Origin of the sequence: Streptomyces gobitricini (assembly GCF_039532985.1) — a bacterium.
GTDB lineage: Bacteria > Actinomycetota > Actinomycetes > Streptomycetales > Streptomycetaceae > Streptomyces > Streptomyces gobitricini.
The window spans coordinates 149,065-164,353 of record NZ_BAAASR010000021.1; the positions used below are offsets into that span (position 1 = coordinate 149,065).

The following is a 15,289-nucleotide window of genomic DNA, read 5'->3' on the forward strand; positions in this document are numbered from 1 at the left end:
GCGCGCACCTCCGGGACGCGGGTGGGACGGTGGGAGTCACGGGTCATGACCGCGCCTCCGCCGCTCGGGGGGCGCCGGCCGGGGCGAGGCGCACCAGGTGTCCGGGTGTGGTGCCCAGGACGGACAGGACGCCGCCGGGGGTCGAGTTGAGGGGAAGCCAGACCACCCGGTCGGGCATCTCCGTCACGCGGAGGGGGAGTTCGACCGCGCCCGCCGGGCCGGCCACCGACACCAGGTCGCCGTCCTTGACGCCCGTCTCCACCGCCGTGGCCACCGACAGGCGGGCCACCGAGGCGTGGCGGGTGCCCGCCAGGGCCTCGTCACCCTCCTGCAGGACGCCCAGGTCCAGCAGCATCCGGTGGCCGGCCAGCACCGCCTCGCCCTCGCCCGCGCGGGGCAGCGGCGCGGCGGACTCGACCGGGTCGCCCGACCGCGCCCCGGCCCAGGCGCCGAGCCGGTCCATCTCACGGCGTACGGCCTTCACGTCCGGCAGCGCGAAGTGCGCGTCCATGGTGTCGGCCAGCATGTGCAGCACCCGCGCGTCCGTCGGGGCGAGGGCGCGCGTCATGTGCTCCGGCTTCAGCGCGGCCTCGAACATCCGCACCCTGCCCTCCCAGTTGAGGAAGGTGCCGGACTTCTCCGCGACCGCCGCGACCGGGAGGACGACGTCCGCCCGCTCGGTGACCTCGCCCGGCCGCAGCTCCAGCGACACCACGAAGGCCGCGTCCAGGGCCTCACGCGCGCGTGCCGGGTCCGGCAGGTCCGCCACCTCGACGCCCGCGACCAGCAGGGCGGCCAGCTCGCCGGTGACCGCGGCCTCCACGATCTGGCCGGTGTCCCGGCCGTACCGGTGCGGCAGTTCCCGTACGCCCCAGGCGACGGCGACCTCGTCACGCGCGCGGGGATCGGTCGCGGGGCGCCCGCCCGGCAGCAGCGACGGGATCGCGCCCGCCCACACCGCGCCGCGCTCACCGGCCCGGCGCGGGATCCACACCAGCTCCGCCCCGGTCGCCGCCGCGGCGCGCACGGCCGCGGTCAGCGCGCCCGGCACTCCCGCCAGCCGCTCACCGACCGCGATGACCGCGCCCGGCTCCCGCAGCGCCCCGGAGGCGGCGGCTCCGTCCGCGTCCAGCCCCGTCCCGGCGGCGAGGGCGGCCAGCCACTCGGGCTCGGTCCCGGGGGCGGCCGGCAGCAGGGTGCCGCCCGCCTTCTCCAGGCCCCGGGTGGCGTGGGAGGCGAGCGCGTACGTCCTCTGCCCGTGCTTGCGCCACGCCTTGCGCAGCCGCAGGAAGACGCCCGGCGCCTCCTCCTCCGCCTCCAGCCCGACGAGGAGCACCGCCGGGGCCTTCTCCAGGGAGGTGTACGTGACGCCCGCCCCGTCCAGGTCCCGGCCGCGTCCCGCGACGCGGGCGGCCAGGAAGTCGGCCTCCTCGCTGCTGTGCACGCGCGCGCGGAAGTCGATGTCGTTGGTGTCGAGGGCGACGCGGGCGAACTTGGCGTACGCGTACGCGTCCTCGACGGTCAGCCGGCCGCCGGTCAGGACGCCCGTGCGACCCCGGACCAGGCCGCGCGCCGCCACCTCCAGGGCCTCCGGCCAGGAGGCCGGCTCCAGGACGCCGTCGGCGCCGCGCACCAGCGGAGTGGTGAGCCGGTCACGCTGCTGCGTGTACCGGAACGCGAAGCGCCCCTTGTCGCACACCCACTCCTCGTTGACCTCCGGGTCGTTGGCGGCCAGCCGCCTCATGACCTTGCCGCGCCGGTGGTCGGTGCGCGTGGCGCAGCCGCCCGCGCAGTGCTCGCAGACGCTCGGCGAGGAGACCAGGTCGAAGGGGCGGGAGCGGAACCGGTACGCCGCCGACGTCAGCGCGCCGACCGGGCAGATCTGGATGGTGTTGCCGGAGAAGTACGACTCGAACGGGTCGCCCTCCCCCGTACCGACCTGCTGGAGCGCGCCGCGCTCGATCAGCTCGATCATCGGGTCGCCCGCGACCTGGTTGGAGAACCGGGTGCAACGGGCGCACAGCACGCACCGCTCACGGTCGAGCAGCACCTGCGTGGAGATCGGCACGGGCTTCTCGTAGGTCCGCTTCCGCCCCTCGAAGCGGGAGTCGGCCTGCCCGTGGGACATGGCCTGGTTCTGCAGGGGGCACTCGCCGCCCTTGTCGCAGACCGGGCAGTCCAGCGGGTGGTTGATGAGCAGCAGCTCCATCACCCCCACCTGGGCCTTCTCGGCGACGGGCGAGGTGAGCTGCGACTTGACGACCATGCCGTCGGTGCAGGTGATGGTGCAGGAGGCCATCGGCTTGCGCTGGCCCTCCACCTCGACGATGCACTGCCGGCAGGCGCCGGCCGGGTCCAGCAGCGGGTGGTCGCAGAACCGGGGGATCTCGATGCCCAGCTGCTCGGCGGCGCGGATGACCAGCGTCCCCTTGGGGACGGAGACCTCGATGCCGTCGATGGTCAGGGTGACCAGTTCCTCGGGCGGGACGGCGGGGCCGCCGCCCCCGCCGGAGCCGGATGCCATGACGGTCACGCCGTCACCTCCACGTGGTTGTCCGCCCAGGCGGTCGACTTGGCCGGGTCGAAGGGGCAGCCCTTGCCCGTGATGTGCTGCTCGTACTCGCCGCGGAAGTACTTCAGCGACGAGAAGATCGGCGAGGCGGCGCCGTCACCGAGGGCGCAGAACGACTTGCCGTTGATGTTGTCGGCGATGTCGTTCAGCTTGTCGAGGTCGCCCAGCGTGCCCTTGCCGGCCTCGATGTCCCGCAGCAGCTGGACGAGCCAGTAGGTGCCCTCGCGGCACGGGGTGCACTTGCCGCAGGACTCGTGGGCGTAGAACTCGGTCCACCGGGTGACCGCCCGCACCACGCACGTCGTCTCGTCGAAGCACTGGAGCGCCTTGGTGCCGAGCATCGAGCCGGCCGCGCCGACGCCCTCGTAGTCGAGGGGGACGTCGAGGTGCTCGTCGGTGAACATCGGGGTCGACGAGCCGCCGGGCGTCCAGAACTTCAGCCGGTGGCCGGGCCTCATGCCGCCGCTCATGTCGAGCAGCTGGCGCAGGGTGATGCCGAGCGGCGCCTCGTACTGGCCGGGCGAGGCGACATGGCCGCTGAGCGAGTAGAGGGTGAAGCCGGGGGACTTCTCGCTGCCCATCGACCTGAACCAGTCCTTGCCCCGGTTCAGGATCGCGGGAACCGAGGCGATCGACTCGACGTTGTTCACCACAGTGGGGCACGCGTACAGACCGGCGACCGCGGGGAAGGGGGGGCGCAGCCGGGGCTGGCCGCGACGGCCTTCGAGCGAGTCGAGCAGCGCGGTCTCCTCGCCGCAGATGTACGCGCCGGCGCCGGCGTGCACGGTGAGTTCGAGGTCGAGTCCGCTGCCGAGGATGTTCGTGCCGAGGTAGCCCGCCGCGTACGCCTCGCGCACGGCCTCGTGCAGCCGGCGCAGGACCGGCACGACCTCGCCGCGCAGGTAGATGAAGGCATGGCTGGACCTGATCGCGTAGCAGGCGATCACGATCCCCTCGATGAGGGAGTGCGGGTTGGCGAAGAGGAGCGGGATGTCCTTGCAGGTGCCGGGCTCCGACTCGTCGGCGTTGACCACGAGGTAGTGGGGCTTGCCGTCCCCCTGGGGGATGAACTGCCACTTCATCCCGGTGGGGAAGCCCGCGCCGCCACGGCCGCGCAGGCCGGAGTCCTTGACGTACGCGATGAGGTCGTCGGGCGTCATGGCGAGGGCCTTGCGCAGACCCTCGTAGCCCTCGTGCCGCCGGTAGGTCTCCAGCGTCCAGGAGTCCGGCTGGTCCCAGAACGCGGACAGGACCGGTGCGAGCAGCTTCTCGGGGCTGGTCATCTCGGTTGCCAACGTCATCACTCCCCCTCCTCGGTGGCCGGGCCGTCCTGGCGGGCCGGTCCGACCGGTCCGGACGGGTGCTTCGGGTCGGAGGCCGAAGTCGGCTGAGGCGCGTCGTGCGAACTCAGGTGACCCGAGCCGGGTGTGGGCTCGTCCTGCGGGGCCTCGCCGCGCGGGTGGACCACGCGCGCGCCGGGTGTGGTCTCGCCCTTGGCGAGCTTCAGGCCGACCAGCGAGGCGGGGCCGGCGCCGCCGGTCGCCTCGACCGCGCCGGGACGCTCGTCGGGGAAGCCGGCCAGGATGCGGGCGGTCTCCTTGTACGTGCACAGGGGCGCGCCGCGGGTCGGTTCGACGGGGCGGCCGGCGCGCAGGTCGTCGACGAGCCGCTTGGCGGAGTCGGGCGTCTGGTTGTCGAAGAACTCCCAGTTGACCATCACCACGGGGGCGAAGTCGCAGGCGGCGTTGCACTCGATGTGTTCGAGGGTGACCTTGCCGTCGGGCGTGGTGCCGTTGTTGCCGACGCCGAGGTGCTCCTGGAGCTCCTCGAAGATCGCGTCGCCGCCCATGACCGCGCACAGGGTGTTGGTGCACACCCCGACCTGGTAGTCGCCGGACGGCTTGCGGCGGTACATCGAGTAGAAGGTGGCGACCGCCGTGACCTCGGCCGTGGTCAGGCCGAGCACCTCCGCGCAGAACCGCATGCCGGTCCGGGTCACGTACCCCTCCTCCGACTGCACCAGGTGCAGCAGCGGCAGCAGCGCGGACCGGCTGTCGGGGTAGCGGGCGATGACCTCCCTGGCGTCCGCTTCGAGCCGGGCCCGCACGTCGTCGGGGTAGTCGGGGGCGGGGAGCTGCGGCATCCCCAAGCTGACGTCCGTCACCGGTCGACGCCTCCCATCACGGGGTCGATGGACGCGACGGCGACGATGACGTCGGCGAGCTGGCCGCCCTCGCACATCGCCGCCATGGCCTGCAGGTTGGTGAACGACGGGTCGCGGAAGTGGACCCGGTAGGGGCGGGTGCCGCCGTCGCTGACGACGTGGACGCCGAGCTCGCCCTTGGGCGACTCGACGGCCGTGTAACTCTGGCCGGGCGGCACCCGGAAGCCCTCGGTCACCAGCTTGAAGTGGTGGATCAGGGCCTCCATGGAGGTACCCATGATCTTCTTGATGTGGTCGAGGGAGTTGCCGAGGCCGTCGGGGCCCAGGGCCAGCTGGGCGGGCCAGGCGATCTTCTTGTCGGCGACCATCACCGGGCCCGGCTCCAGCCGCTCCAGGCACTGCTCGACGATCCGCAGCGACTGGCGCATCTCGTCCAGCCGGATGAGGAAGCGGCCGTAGGCGTCGCAGGTGTCGGCGGTCGGGACGTCGAAGTCGTACGTCTCGTAGCCGCAGTACGGGTCGGTCTTGCGCAGGTCGTGCGGGAGGCCGGTCGAGCGCAGGATCGGGCCGGTGGCGCCGAGGGCCATGCAGCCGGCCAGGTCCAGGTAGCCGATGTCCTGCATACGGGCCTTGAAGATGGGGTTGCCGGTGGCGAGCTTGTCGTACTCCGGCAGGTTCTTCTTCATCGTCTTCACGAACTCGCGAAGCTGGTCGACGGCGCCGGGCGGCAGGTCCTGGGCGAGACCGCCGGGGCGGATGTACGCGTGGTTCATCCGGAGGCCGGTGATCAGTTCGTACAGGTCCAGGATCATCTCGCGGTCCCGGAAGCCGTAGATCATGATCGTGGTGGCGCCCAGCTCCATACCGCCGGTGGCGATGCACACCAGGTGGGAGGAGAGCCGGTTGAGTTCCATCAGCAGGACGCGGACGACCGTCGCCCGGTCGGGGATCCGGTCCTCGATGCCGAGGAGCTTCTCCACGCCCAGGCAGTACGCCGTCTCGTTGAAGAACGACGTCAGGTAATCCATGCGCGTGACGAAGGTGGTGCCCTGCGTCCAGGTCCGGTACTCGAGGTTCTTCTCGATGCCGGTGTGGAGGTAGCCGATGCCGCAGCGGGCCTCGGTGACGGTCTCGCCGTCGATCTCCAGGATGAGCCGGAGCACGCCGTGCGTGGACGGGTGCTGCGGGCCCATGTTGACGACGATCCGCTCGTCGTCGGCCTTGGCCGCGGCCTGGGCGACTTCGTCCCAGTCGCCGCCGGTGACCGTGTAGACGGTGCCCTCGGTGGTCTCGCGGGCGCTGGCAGGTGGAGTGGTCACGAGTACGACCTCCGCTGGTCCGGAGCCGGGATCTGGGCGCCCTTGTACTCGACGGCGATGCCGCCGAGGGGGTAGTCCTTGCGCTGCGGGAAGCCCTGCCAGTCGTCCGGCATCATGATCCGGGTCAGGGCGGGGTGGCCGTCGAAGACCAGGCCGAAGAAGTCGTACGTCTCGCGCTCGTGCCAGTCGTTGGTGGGGTAGACGCCGACGAGCGACGGGACGTGCGGATCGGCGTCCGGGGCGGAGACCTCGAGCCGGATCAGCCGGCCGTGGGTGAGCGAGCGCAGGTGGTACACCGCGTGCAGCTCGCGGCCCTTGTCCCCGGGGTAGTGGACGCCGCTCACTCCCGTACAGAGCTCGAAGCGCAGGGCGGGGTCGTCGCGCAGGGTGCGGGCGACGCGGACGAGGTGCTCGCGCGCGATGTGGAAGGTCAGCTCGCCGCGGTCGACGACCGTCTTCTCGATGGCGTTCCCGGGCAGGAGGCCCTGCTCCTCCAGGGCGCCTTCGAGCTCGTCGGCGACCTCGTCGAACCATCCGCCGTAGGGGCGGGTGGCCGGGCCCGGCAGGCGTACGGAGCGGACGAGGCCGCCGTAGCCGGAGGTGTCGCCGCCGCTGTTCGCGCCGAACATGCCGCGCTGGACCCGGACCTCCTCACCGTGCGAGCCGCGCTGGCCGGGCAGGTTCTGCGCGCTGAGGTCCTTCTCGGGATTCGGCTGGTCGCTCACCTCAGCAGCCCCTTCATCTCGATCGTGGGCAGCGCCTTGAGCGCGGCCTCCTCCGCCTCGCGGGCCGCTTCCCGGGCGTTGACGCCGAGCTTGGAGCTCTGGATCTTCTGGTGGAGCTTGAGGATCGCGTCCATCAGCATCTCCGGACGCGGTGGGCAGCCCGGCAAATAGATATCAACGGGGACGACATGGTCGACGCCCTGAACAATCGCGTAATTGTTGAACATGCCACCCGATGAGGCGCAGACCCCCATGGAAATGACCCACTTGGGGTTCGGCATCTGGTCGTAGACCTGGCGCAGGACGGGCGCCATCTTCTGGCTCACCCGCCCGGCCACGATCATCAGGTCGGCCTGGCGCGGTGAGCCGCGGAAGACCTCCATGCCGAAGCGCGCCAGGTCGTACCGCCCGGCGCCGGTCGTCATCATCTCGATGGCGCAGCAGGCGAGGCCGAAGGTCGCGGGGAAGACGGACGCCTTGCGCACCCAGCCCGCGGCCTGTTCGACGGTCGTCAGCAGAAAACCGCTCGGCAGCTTCTCTTCGAGTCCCATTGGTGCCCCTCAGCCCCTCAGTCCCATTCCAGGCCGCCACGCCGCCACACGTACGCGTAGGCGACGAAGACGGTGAGCACGAAGAGCAGCATCTCCACGAGCCCGAAAAGCCCCAGGGCGTCGAAGCTGACGGCCCAGGGGTAGAGGAAGACGATCTCGATGTCGAAGACGATGAAGAGCATCGCCGTCAGGTAGTACTTGATGGGGAAGCGGCCCCCTCCGGCCGGAGTGGGTGTCGGCTCGATACCGCACTCGTAAGCCTGAAGCTTCGCCCGGTTGTACCTCTTTGGGCCGATAAGCGTGGCCATGACCACGGAAAAGATCGCAAACGCTGCGCCGAGGGCGCCGAGCACGAGGATGGGCGCGTAGGCATTCACGCTCCTCGCTCCTTCCAGTCGTCCTTGACCGATGGACCGCACCGGGCACCGTCTCGCCGCCTCGCGAAGATCGCGCATATGTGAGGCAGTTCACAAGCCCGACTGCTTCGCATCCTATGCCCGTCGATCTGTGATCTGCGACACGGGGTACGGCAACGCTCTTGTGATCTCCACCACCCGACGAAGGATCATGAATCACCGGCAGAGGTGATCTTCATACCGCCCGTGTCCAGACACTCACAAGACGTGACATTTTCCAAGATTGTGGCTGGTCAGAGGCGTGCGCCCTATCAAGACGAGGCGAGTGCGGGCAAATTCGCCCTGGACCCGCCCGGGTGATAAAGAGCCTCGCTTCACTCAGGCGGGGGGCCGATCGGTACCGAAGTGGACACGTGCGCGCTTTCACGATCTTCCGGGCACCTTCCACAGTGACCTCTCCGTGACCTGCGTCACCCCGGGAAGCGTCCGGTGAAAGCGGGCTTGGCCACCGGCGTCAAGGAGTGGTAAGCGAACGGCAATTCGGACGTTTCACGGAAAACCCATGATCACGGCCATGATCACCACAGTCCGCATTGTCCGTTACGGCGTCAATAAGGAGCACAGGGAACCGGATTCACCGATTCCGTGCGCAACTGTGGCGCAACACACGTTTCTTGAAGGGAACCGTGAAGCCCTGATAGCGGTTGTACTCATGTCCCACACCGCTCACATACCCAGCCACCGGAAGCCCCGCCGTAGCGCTTCGAAGCTCGCGCTGCGGGCCGGAGTTGCCGGTGGCGTCCTCGGCACCATCGCGGTGGCCGGTGCTGCCGGGCCGGCGAACGCCGAGCCGGTGACCGAGACCATCGAGATGCCCACCCTCAACGCGGACCTGTCCGCGGACCTGTCGAGCGCCGTGGCCGCCTCCGCCGAGGCGACCCAGCGGATCGCTCTCGACCAGGAACTGCAGGCCCAGGAGGACGCCGCGGCCGCCAAGGCCGCGAAGGAGGCCAAGACGGCCAAGGCCGAGGCCGAGCGCAAGGCGGAGGCCGAGGAGGCCCAGCGCAAGGCCGAGGCGAAGGCCCGGGCCGACGCCGCGGCCGAGGCCGCCGAGCGCGCCTCCCGCTCCTCCGAGCGCACCACGCTGTCCGCGTCCGCCGGTTCCTCCTCCTCCTCCGACGAGGACGGCGGTGGCTCCTCCTACGACTCCGGCCAGGCGACCGGCTCCGCCGCGGCGATCGTGGCCTTCGCCCGCGCCCAGGTCGGCGACGCGTACGTCATGGGCAGCACCGGCCCCAACTCCTGGGACTGCTCCGGTCTCGTGCAGGCCGCCTACCGCCAGGCCGGCATCGAGCTCCCGCGCGTCTCCGGCGACCAGTCGAGCCGCGGCACCTCCGTCTCGCTGGACAACCTCCAGCCGGGCGACATCCTCTACTGGGGCAGCCGGAGCAACTCGTACCACGTCGCGATCTACGTGGGCGGTGGCATGTTCGTCGGCGCGCAGAACCCCGAGACCGGCGTCGTCGAGCGGTCGCTCGACTACGACCGGCCGTCCGGCGCGGTGCGCGTGCTCTGAGGCGTACGCACAGGGCCTGAAGGGCCGTCGCTCCCCCGCTCGGGGTGGGAGCGACGGCCCTTCGCCGTGTCCCCGCCCAGCAGGAAGTGGGCGCCGACACCGGCGATCAGGCCCCAGAACGGCGAGCCGATCCCGGCGATCGTGACGCCCGACGCGGTGGCCAGGAACGTGATGACGGAGGCCTCCCGGTCCCGCTCGTCGGCGACCGTACGGGCCAGGCTCCCCGCGATCGAGCCGAGCAGCGCCACCCCGGCGAGCGTGGCGACCAGGGCGTCCGGCAGCCCGGTGAACAGCGCCACCAGCGTCGAGCCGAAGCAGCCCACCACCAGGTACCCGGCACCGCACGCCACTCCGGCGATCCACCGCTTCGCCGGGTCCCGGTGCGCGTCCGGCCCGGTGCAGATCGCCGCCGTGATGGCGGCCGGGTTCACCGCGTGCGACCCGAACGGCGCGAGGAGCACCGACACCAGGCCCGTCGACCCGCACACCACCCGGCTGTCCGGCCGGTACCCGGCGGCCTCCAGCACGGCGATGCCCGGCGCGTACTGCCCGGCCAGGGTCGCCACCAGCAGCGGCACGCCGATCCCGACGAGCGCCCCGACCGAGAACTGCGGCACCGTCAGGTGCGGTACGGCGAGCCCGAGCCCCGGCAGGTCCACCCGCAGGCCCCCGGTCGCCCCCGCCACCGCCAGCCCGGCCGCGAGCGCGCACACCACCGCGTACGTCGGCACCAGGCGCCGCGCCACCAGGTACGCCAGCAGCATCGCCCCGGCGAGCAGCGGGGCCGTACGCACCGAGGTGAACACGGCGGTGCCGAAGGAGAACAGCGTCCCGGCGAGCATCGCCGCCACCACACCGGCCGGGATACGGGCCATCACCCGCGCGAAGGCCCCCGTCGCCGTGAGCGCGGTGGCGGCCACGCCCGCCACCAGGAACGCGCCGACGGCCTCGGGGTAGCCGTGCTGGGGCAGGGCGGTGACCAGGATCGCCGCGCCGGGCGTGGAGAACGCGGTGATGACCGGGGCGCGGCTCCACCAGCTGAGCCCGACGCATGTGACGCCCGCCCCGATGGAGACCGCCCACACCCACGACGAGGTCTCCGCCCGCGACAGCCCGGCGGCCGACGCGGCGGCCAGCACGAGCGCGAGCGGCCCCGCGTAGGAGACCACCATGGCGACCGCCCCGGCGGTCACCGCGGTCAGGGGCAGCGCTCCACCGGTGCGTATCGGTCCACTGATCATGCGCTCATCGTGCCGTACCGCGATCAGGGGCGGCGTCCCGGGCGGTCAGGCCTTCGGCGCGACCTTCGACAGGCCGTTGATGATGCGGTCCATCGCGTCGCCGCCGGTCGGGTCGGTGAGGTTCGCCAGCATCTTGAGCGTGAACTTCATCAGCAGCGGGTGGGTCAGACCGCGCTGCGTGGCGATCTTCATGACCTTCGGGTTGCCGATCAGCTTCACGAAGGCGCGGCCCAGCGTGTAGTAGCCGCCGTAGGTGTCCTTGAGGATCTTCGGGTAGTTGTGCAGGGCCAGTTCGCGCTGCGCCGGCGTCGTACGGGCGTGCGCCTGGACGATGACGTCGGCGGCGATCTGCCCGGACTCCATGGCGTAGGCGATGCCCTCGCCGTTGAACGGGTTGACCAGGCCACCCGCGTCGCCGACCAGCAGCAGGCCGCGCGTGTAGTGCGGCTGGCGGTTGAAGGCCATGGGGAGGGCGGCGCCGCGGATCGGGCCGGTCATGTTGTCGGGGACGTACCCCCAGTCCTCCGGCATCGAGGCGCACCAGGCCTTGAGCACCTCGCGCCAGTCCAGTTCCTTGAAGGAGCCGGAGGTGTTGAGGACGCCGAGGCCCACGTTGGAGGTGCCGTCGCCCATGCCGAAGATCCAGCCGTAGCCGGGCAGCAGCCGGTCCTCGCCGGGACCGCGGCGGTCCCACAGCTCCAGCCAGGACTCCAGGTAGTCGTCGTCGTGGCGCGGGGAGGTGAAGTACGTGCGGACGGCCACACCCATCGGCCGGTCCTCGCGCCGGTGCAGGCCCATGGCGAGGGACAGGCGCGTGGAGTTGCCGTCGGCGGCGACGACGAGCGGCGCGTGGAAGGTGACCGGCGTCTTCTCCTCGCCCAGCTTGGCGTGCACGCCGGTGATCCGGCCGGTGCGGTCGTCGATCACCGGGGCGCCGACGTTGCACCGCTCGTGGAGCCGCGCCCCGGCCTTCTGGGCCTGGCGGGCGAGCTGCTCGTCGAAGTCGTCGCGCTTGCGGACCAGTCCGTAGTCCGGGTAGCTGGCCAGGTCCGGCCAGTCGAGCTGGAGGCGGACACCGCCGCCGATGATGCGCAGCCCCTTGTTGCGGAGCCAGCCCGCCTCCTCGGAGATGTCGATGCCCATGGCCACCAGCTGCTTGGTGGCGCGGGGCGTCAGGCCGTCGCCGCAGACCTTCTCGCGCGGGAACGCGGTCTTCTCCAGGAGCAGGACGTCCAGGCCGGCCTTGGCGAGGTAGTACGCGGTCGTCGAGCCGGCCGGACCGGCCCCGACGACGATCACATCCGCGGTGTGCTCGGTGAGGGGCTGCTGCTCGGTCACGGCGGGGTCTCCCGAATACTCGAAACTGCGTACCGGACGGCACGGGACGCGTGCAGTCTATGGGGACGTACCGATCACCGACCGGAAGGGCCACCCCGATGACCGAGCTGCTCCCCGCCTCCGTCGAGCCCGTGGTGCGGCTGCGTGTGCCCACCGACGAGGACGCGTACGCCTGGCACCGGGTGTTCGACGACCCGGAGGTGATGGAGTTCTTCCAGGGCGGCCCGGCCGAGCTGTCGGTCTACCACGAGTTCACCGCCCGGCAGCGCCGGCACGACGCCGAGCTCGGCTTCTGCCTGTGGACGCTGCTGGACGAGGACGGCGGGGTCATCGGCTTCACGGGCGCCCAGCCGTGGCCGCACGCCTGGGGGCCGGCCGGCGAGATCGAGATCGGCTGGCGGCTGGCGCGGTCGGCGTGGGGCAAGGGGTACGCGACGGCCGCCGCCCGCGCCACGCTGGAGCGGCTGCGGGCGGCGGGGGTGGAGCGGGTGGTCGCCATGGTGAACACCCGCAACGAGCGGTCGGTCGCGGTGACGCGGCGGCTCGGCATGGACCGGGCGGAGACGTACGCCATCCCCGGCAGCGGCGGGCAGGAGGGGTACTGCTTCCGCCTGGCGCTGGCCTCCTGATCCGCTCCCGTCCGGCGTCGCTCGGCATCCGCGCCGGCAGGGCCGCGCCGGACGCCTCGCGGGCGGCGCCCCGGCTGTCGTCCGTTTCCTGGAGCCGGCTTCCGGCGCCGTGAGTTCTCCGGGAAGGTGTACGGGGCGTCGTGGACGACGCCGACGAGGAGCGGGCGGGCGCGACGGGCCCTGTGATGAACGGTCACATCCGGCCCGGTGGCCGTTGCCCGCCGGTCGGCCCGGATCGCGTCATGCCGCCTTGGTGCCCCTGTGCAGCGCCACGATGCCGCCGGTCAGGTTCCGCCACGCCACCTTCGACCAGCCGGCCCGCTGGAGGCGCCGGGCGAGGGCGGGCTGGTCGGGCCAGCTCTGGATGGACTCGGCGAGGTACACGTACGCGTCCGGGTTGGACGACACGGCACGCGCCACCGGCGGCAGCGCGCGCATCAGGTACTCCTCGTACACGGTCCGGAACGGCGCCCAGGTGGGGTGCGAGAACTCGCAGATCACCACGCGCCCGCCGGGCTTGGTCACCCGGTACAGCTCGCGCAGCGCGGCGTCCGTGTCCTGGACGTTGCGCAGCCCGAAGGAGATGGTCACCGCGTCGAAGACGCCGTCCCGGAAGGGCAGCCTCGTGGCGTCGCCCGCCGTCAGCGGCAGCCACGGGTGACGCTTCTTGCCCTCGCGCAGCATGCCGAGCGAGAAGTCGCACGGCACGACGTACGCACCGGCATGCGCGAACGGCAGCGACGACGTGCCGGTGCCGGCCGCCAGGTCGAGGACCCTCTGTCCGGGGCGCGCGTCGACCGCCTTGGCGACCTCCTTGCGCCACCGCCGGTCCTGGCCGAGCGAGAGCACGTCGTTGGTGAGGTCGTAGTTCGCGGCGACGTCGTCGAACATCGAGGCGACTTCGTGCGGCTGCTTGTCCAGGGTTGCTCGCGTCACCCGCCCATTGTGGCAGGCGGCCCCGGCCGGCCTACGCGCGCCTGTGGACGAGGCGGCCGGCCACGACGGTGGCCACGCACGTCGAGGCGCCCAGACGCACGAGCGCGGCCGGGTCGGGGACGTCGAAGACCGCGAACCGCGCCGGTCCGCCGACGGTGAGCCCCGGCAGCAGCACCAGCGGCTTGGGCGAGAACGACGCCGGCCCCGGCAGGCTGGGCGGGCGGTGGCCGACGACCAGCCCCGCCCGCCGCACCGCGTCCAGGGCGGCACGGGCGCGCAGCTCACCGGCGACGGCGACCGTGCCGTGCGCCAGCATGCGCTGGACCCCGCGCCGGGCGCTGGCACCCTGCCGTGAGGGGTCCGCGCGGAAGACGGCCCGCGCCCGCTCGCCGGTGATCGGCTCGGTGCCGAGCGTGCCGGCCTCGCGGGGGTCGGGGTGGTACGCCTGCTCCAGGAGCTCGGGGCCGTAGGGGTTGAGCAGCCCGGGGGTGAGGATGCCGGGCCACCGCCGCACCCGCGCGGTGGGGTGGGCGGCGGCCAGCTCCTCGTACGGGCCGAGGGCGGCGATGTACGCGCCCTCGACGAGGACCGCGGCCCGGGGCGAGGCGTCGGCGGCGTGGATCGTCAGCACGGCCGGCTCAGGTGGCGGGGAGCAGCTTGAGCTCGGGGTGGGCCGTGCCGCCCTCGATCGCCGTGGAGGAGATGTGGGAGGCGACGCGCTCGTCGACCGGGTCGTCCGCCGGGTCGTCGTGGACCACGATGTGCTCGTACGTCGTGGTCCGCTGCGCCGGGACGCGGTCGGCGGTGCGGATCATGTCGATCATCTCGCGCAGGTTGGAGCGGTGCTTCGCGCCCGCCGACGAGACGACGTTCTCCTCCAGCATGATCGACCCCAGGTCGTCGGCGCCGTAGTGCAGGGTCAGCTGCCCGATCTCCTTGCCCGTGGTGAGCCAGGAGCCCTGGATGTGGGCGATGTTGTCGAAGAACAGCCGCGCGATGGCGATCATCCGCAGGTACTCGAAGAGCGTGGCCTGCGTGCGGCCCTTCAGGTGGTTGTTCTCCGGCTGGTAGGTGTACGGGATGAACGCGCGGAAGCCGCCCGTGCGGTCCTGGACGTCACGGATCATCCGCATGTGCTCGATGCGCTCGGCGTTCGTCTCGCCCGTGCCCATCAGCATGGTGGACGTCGACTCCACGCCCATCGTGTGCGCGGTCTCCATGATCTCCAGCCACCGCTCGCCCGACTCCTTCAGCGGCGCGATGGCCTTGCGCGGCCGTTCCGGCAGCAACTCCGCGCCGGCGCCCGCGAACGAGTCCAGTCCGGCGGCGTGGATGCGGGCGATCGCCTCCTCGACGGAGACGCCCGAGATGCGGGCCATGTGCTCGACCTCGGAGGCGCCGAGGGAGTGGATGACCAGCTGCGGGAAGTCCTTCTTGATGGCGGTGAAGTGCTTCTCGTAGTACTCGACGCCGTAGTCCGGGTGGTGCCCGCCCTGGAACATGATCTGCGTGCCGCCCAGCTCGACGGTCTCCGCGCAGCGGCGCAGGATGTCGTCCAGGTCCCGGGTCCAGCCCTTGGCGGTGTCCTTGGGCGGCGCGTAGAAGGCGCAGAACTTGCACGCCGTGACGCACACGTTCGTGTAGTTGATGTTCCGCTCGATGATGTACGTCGCGATGTGCTCCGTACCGGCGTAACGCCGCCGCCGCACCGCGTCCGCCGCCGCGCCCAGCGCGTGCAGCGGAGCCGACCGGTACAGGTCCAGCGCCTCCCCGGGGCTGATCCGCCCACCGTCGGCGGCACGGTCGAGCACGGACTGGAGGTCGGCCTTCTCGGTCACCGGGTGTCCCTTTCGGCAGGGTTGTGGACGGACCGAACCAGCCT

At 71.7% G+C, this 15,289-nt stretch carries 14 protein-coding genes; 2 read left to right on the top strand and 12 right to left on the bottom strand.

Annotated elements, in window-relative coordinates:
• Window positions 1–43: 43 nt before the first annotated feature.
• From ABD347_RS20075 to ABD347_RS20105, 7 genes are read right to left on the bottom strand one after another with little or no spacing between them, the layout of a single operon-like run.
• Window positions 44–2,524 (bottom strand): NADH-quinone oxidoreductase subunit G, encoded by a 2,481-nt coding sequence (locus ABD347_RS20075; RefSeq protein ID WP_344363437.1) that lies wholly within the window; start codon window positions 2,522–2,524, stop codon window positions 44–46.
• A 5-nt stretch (window positions 2,525–2,529) separates the two neighbouring features.
• Window positions 2,530–3,873: an NADH-quinone oxidoreductase subunit NuoF gene (gene nuoF / locus ABD347_RS20080; protein WP_344363220.1), complete on the bottom strand. Its 1,344-nt coding sequence runs from the start codon at window positions 3,871–3,873 to the stop codon at window positions 2,530–2,532.
• Window positions 3,873–4,715, bottom strand: coding sequence for an NADH-quinone oxidoreductase subunit NuoE (gene nuoE / locus ABD347_RS20085; RefSeq protein ID WP_344363439.1), 843 nt, complete (start codon window positions 4,713–4,715; stop codon window positions 3,873–3,875). Before nuoE ends, nuoF begins: the two co-directional genes overlap by 1 nt.
• A gap of 17 nt (window positions 4,716–4,732) precedes the next feature.
• Window positions 4,733–6,055 (bottom strand): NADH-quinone oxidoreductase subunit D, encoded by a 1,323-nt coding sequence (locus ABD347_RS20090; RefSeq protein WP_344363222.1) that lies wholly within the window; start codon window positions 6,053–6,055, stop codon window positions 4,733–4,735.
• A complete protein-coding gene (locus ABD347_RS20095) occupies window positions 6,052–6,780 on the bottom strand; it encodes an NADH-quinone oxidoreductase subunit C (protein WP_344363224.1) in 729 nt (242 codons plus the stop codon). The genes ABD347_RS20090 and ABD347_RS20095 overlap by 4 nt, the downstream gene beginning before the upstream one ends.
• Window positions 6,777–7,331 carry a NuoB/complex I 20 kDa subunit family protein gene (locus ABD347_RS20100; protein ID WP_344363227.1) on the bottom strand — a complete coding sequence of 185 codons (555 nt, stop codon included), beginning with the start codon at window positions 7,329–7,331 and terminating at the stop codon, window positions 6,777–6,779. Before ABD347_RS20100 ends, ABD347_RS20095 begins: the two co-directional genes overlap by 4 nt.
• 17 nt (window positions 7,332–7,348) lie before the next feature.
• The gene (locus ABD347_RS20105; protein WP_344363229.1) at window positions 7,349–7,708 is read right to left on the bottom strand and encodes an NADH-quinone oxidoreductase subunit A; all 360 of its coding nucleotides are present in this window, start codon (window positions 7,706–7,708) and stop codon (window positions 7,349–7,351) included.
• A gap of 691 nt (window positions 7,709–8,399) precedes the next feature.
• Between ABD347_RS20105 and ABD347_RS20110 the strand changes: the two genes are divergently transcribed.
• Window positions 8,400–9,263, top strand: coding sequence for a C40 family peptidase (locus ABD347_RS20110; protein WP_344363231.1), 864 nt, complete (start codon window positions 8,400–8,402; stop codon window positions 9,261–9,263).
• Here ABD347_RS20110 and ABD347_RS20115 read toward each other — a convergent pair.
• Window positions 9,227–10,504, bottom strand: coding sequence for a benzoate/H(+) symporter BenE family transporter (locus tag ABD347_RS20115; RefSeq protein ID WP_344363234.1), 1,278 nt, complete (start codon window positions 10,502–10,504; stop codon window positions 9,227–9,229). The genes ABD347_RS20110 and ABD347_RS20115 overlap by 37 nt on opposite strands.
• Window positions 10,505–10,549: 45 nt before the next feature.
• Complete coding sequence (locus tag ABD347_RS20120) at window positions 10,550–11,842, bottom strand: geranylgeranyl reductase family protein (RefSeq protein WP_344363236.1); 1,293 nt, start codon at window positions 11,840–11,842, stop codon at window positions 10,550–10,552.
• A 98-nt stretch (window positions 11,843–11,940) separates the two neighbouring features.
• Between ABD347_RS20120 and ABD347_RS20125 the strand changes: the two genes are divergently transcribed.
• Window positions 11,941–12,471: a GNAT family N-acetyltransferase gene (locus ABD347_RS20125; RefSeq protein WP_344363239.1), complete on the top strand. Its 531-nt coding sequence runs from the start codon at window positions 11,941–11,943 to the stop codon at window positions 12,469–12,471.
• Between the two features lie 240 nt (window positions 12,472–12,711).
• On the opposite strand, the gene ABD347_RS20130 is transcribed toward ABD347_RS20125, so the two are convergent.
• From ABD347_RS20130 to mqnC, 3 genes are read right to left on the bottom strand one after another with little or no spacing between them, the layout of a single operon-like run.
• The gene (locus ABD347_RS20130; protein WP_344363242.1) at window positions 12,712–13,407 is read right to left on the bottom strand and encodes a demethylmenaquinone methyltransferase; all 696 of its coding nucleotides are present in this window, start codon (window positions 13,405–13,407) and stop codon (window positions 12,712–12,714) included.
• Between the two features lie 31 nt (window positions 13,408–13,438).
• Entirely contained in the window at window positions 13,439–14,038 is a 600-nt protein-coding gene (locus ABD347_RS20135) for an imidazolonepropionase-like domain-containing protein (RefSeq protein ID WP_344363245.1), read from the bottom strand.
• Between the two features lie 7 nt (window positions 14,039–14,045).
• Entirely contained in the window at window positions 14,046–15,245 is a 1,200-nt protein-coding gene (gene mqnC, locus ABD347_RS20140; protein WP_344363247.1) for a cyclic dehypoxanthinyl futalosine synthase, read from the bottom strand.
• Between the last annotated feature and the right edge of the window lie 44 nt (window positions 15,246–15,289).

Bases quoted from the DNA above. Each gene is read 5' to 3' on its own strand.
- nuoF (WP_344363220.1), bottom strand. From the start codon at position 3,873: ATGACGTTGGCAACCGAGATGACCAGCCCCGAGAAGCTGCTCGCACCG.
- ABD347_RS20110 (WP_344363231.1), top strand. From the start codon at position 8,400: ATGTCCCACACCGCTCACATACCCAGCCACCGGAAGCCCCGCCGTAGC.
- ABD347_RS20075 (WP_344363437.1), bottom strand. From the start codon at position 2,524: ATGGCATCCGGCTCCGGCGGGGGCGGCGGCCCCGCCGTCCCGCCCGAG.
- ABD347_RS20115 (WP_344363234.1), bottom strand. From the start codon at position 10,504: ATGATCAGTGGACCGATACGCACCGGTGGAGCGCTGCCCCTGACCGCG.
- ABD347_RS20100 (WP_344363227.1), bottom strand. From the start codon at position 7,331: ATGGGACTCGAAGAGAAGCTGCCGAGCGGTTTTCTGCTGACGACCGTC.
- ABD347_RS20125 (WP_344363239.1), top strand. From the start codon at position 11,941: ATGACCGAGCTGCTCCCCGCCTCCGTCGAGCCCGTGGTGCGGCTGCGT.
- nuoE (WP_344363439.1), bottom strand. From the start codon at position 4,715: ATGCCGCAGCTCCCCGCCCCCGACTACCCCGACGACGTGCGGGCCCGG.